The sequence below is a fragment of the Rhodococcus sp. (in: high G+C Gram-positive bacteria) genome (assembly GCF_049299235.1).
Taxonomy (GTDB): Bacteria; Actinomycetota; Actinomycetes; order Mycobacteriales; family Mycobacteriaceae; genus Rhodococcus.
The window spans coordinates 1-2,163 of the sequence record NZ_JBAQXC010000284.1 but is presented as its reverse complement, the minus strand read 5'-3'; the positions used below and the strand labels follow the sequence as shown (position 1 = coordinate 2,163).

1 protein-coding gene and 1 pseudogene are annotated in these 2,163 nt (G+C 71.2%); both read left to right on the top strand.

What is annotated here, in order from left to right; translation table 11 throughout:
- Positions 1–796, top strand: a pseudogene (locus WAX14_RS16705) (hypothetical protein); the annotation flags it as partial.
- Positions 797–942: 146 nt separating this feature from the next.
- A complete protein-coding gene (locus WAX14_RS16700; protein ID WP_422629172.1) occupies positions 943–2,160 on the top strand; it encodes a glycosyltransferase family 4 protein in 1,218 nt (405 codons plus the stop codon).
- Positions 2,161–2,163: the final 3 nt, after the last annotated feature.

The window sequence follows — 2,163 nt, the reverse complement described above, 5'->3', positions numbered from 1 at the left end:
CGCCTACACCGCCCACCTCGTGATCACCCTCGGCGCCGGGCTCGCGATCGCCGCGGCCCCCGAAACTCGCGCGGCAACCCCGCTGGACCAGCGCCGCCCGCTGCTCGACGATCTGAAGATCCCGGCGGCCGCGCACCGGCGATTCCGGACAGTGATCGCCCCCGTCGCACCGTGGGTGTTCGGCGCCGCGAGCTGCGCCTACGCGGTGATGCCCGCATTGATGACCGACCATTCCGGCGGGAAACCCGTCGCGTTCTCGGCGCTGCTGTGCGTCGTCGCGCTCGGGTGCGGATTCGCGATCCAGGCGCTGGGCCGACGCATCGACACCCCGCACAGCGCCCGCGCCCTCATCGTCGCGCTGATCGTCCTGGTCGCGGGCATGACGCTCGGTGCCGTCGCCGCGGACCGGCTGACGATACCGCTGGCGATCGCCGGATCCGCGGTTCTGGGCTGCGGTTACGGACTCGCCCTGGTGTCGGGACTGCAGGAGATCCAGCGCATTGCCGGCCCCGACGACCTCGCGGGACTCACCGCGGTGTTCTACTCGCTGACCTACCTCGGTTTCGCCGTGCCCGCGGTGCTCGCCGTCGTGGTCCAGGCCGTGCCGGGCATCGGCTACCCGGTGTTGTTCCTGGCCGGCGCGGTCGTCGCCACAGCGACCCTGATCCTGGTGCTCGGCAACAGCCGCACGGGACTTCCCGGTGCCGTCGACGAGACCGAGCCCGCACAGTCGCTTGATCCTGCACAGTCGCTTGATCCTGCACAGCAGGTGGGCGCTGCGTCGATCGTGCACTGATGTCGCCCACCGGTCACGGCTTCCGTACCCGGCGGTAACCCACGCCGGGTACGGAGCGATCACACCGATAGTGTGTTCCCCGATACAGTCGCAGCACGCACGTTCGCCCGGGTCGCGGGCGGACCGGAATCGAGGGGGGTCGCCACGTGCGGGAGGTTCTGTTGCTCTGCTGGCGTGACAGCGGGCACCCGCAGGGAGGTGGCAGTGAGCGTTACCTCGAACAGGTCGGCGCGCAACTCGCCGCCCGCGGCGTCGCCGTCACCTTCCGCACCGCCGCCTACCCGGGCGCCCCGAAACGCGAAACCGTCGACGGCATCACCATCAGCCGTGGCGGTGGCCGCCTCACCGTCTATCCGCGGGCGCTCGCGGCGATCGCCGCGGGGCGACTCGGGTTCGGACCGCTGCGCGGGCTGCGTCCCGACGCGGTGATCGACACCCAGAACGGCATCCCGTTCTTCGCGCGGCTCGTCGCCGGCGCACCCGCGACGGTTCTGGTCCACCACTGCCACCGCGAACAATGGCCGGTCGCGGGACGGGTGATGGCCCGCATCGGCTGGTGGATCGAATCGTCGCTCTCGCCGCGCATACACCGCCGCAACCAGTACCTGACGGTGTCGCTGCCGTCCGCCGACGAGCTACGCACCCTCGGTGTCGAGCACGAACGCATCGCCGTGGTCCGCAACGGCATCGACCCGGTGCCCGCCACCGTCGAACTCGGCGACGACCACACCCGCACCGACCATCCGACCATCTGCGTGCTGTCCCGGCTGGTCCCGCACAAGCAGATCGAGGACGCGCTCGCCGCGGTCGCCGCCCTGCGCGAACGCGTGCCCGGTCTGCACTTGGACGTCATCGGCGGTGGTTGGTGGGAACAGAACCTGCGTGACGCCGCCGCCGGACACGGCATCACCGACGCCGTCACCTTCCACGGGCACGTCCCCGAGGACCGCAAGCACGAACTCCTCGCCCGCGCGTGGCTGCACGTGATGCCGTCCCGCAAGGAAGGCTGGGGACTTGCCGTCGTCGAAGCAGCCCAGCACGGTGTGCCCACCGTCGGCTACCGCAGTTCGAGAGGACTGACCGATTCGGTGATCGACGGTGTCACCGGGCTCCTCGTCGATTCGCCCGCCGAGCTCACCGAAGCCGTCGCCGATCTGCTGGCCTGCGCCGACCGCCGCAGCGACCTCGGCAGCAAGGCCCGCGTCCGCGCCGGCGAATTCTCGTGGGCGGCCACCGGGGAGGGCGTGCTCGACGTGCTCACCGCCACCGCGGAGGGTCGGCGAGTCTCAGGTCTGTTCCCGCCCAGCGCGGGCCTGCCCGCGCAGCGCGATCGCGAACCCGCCGGCAGCGCCGCCGGCCAATAGCAG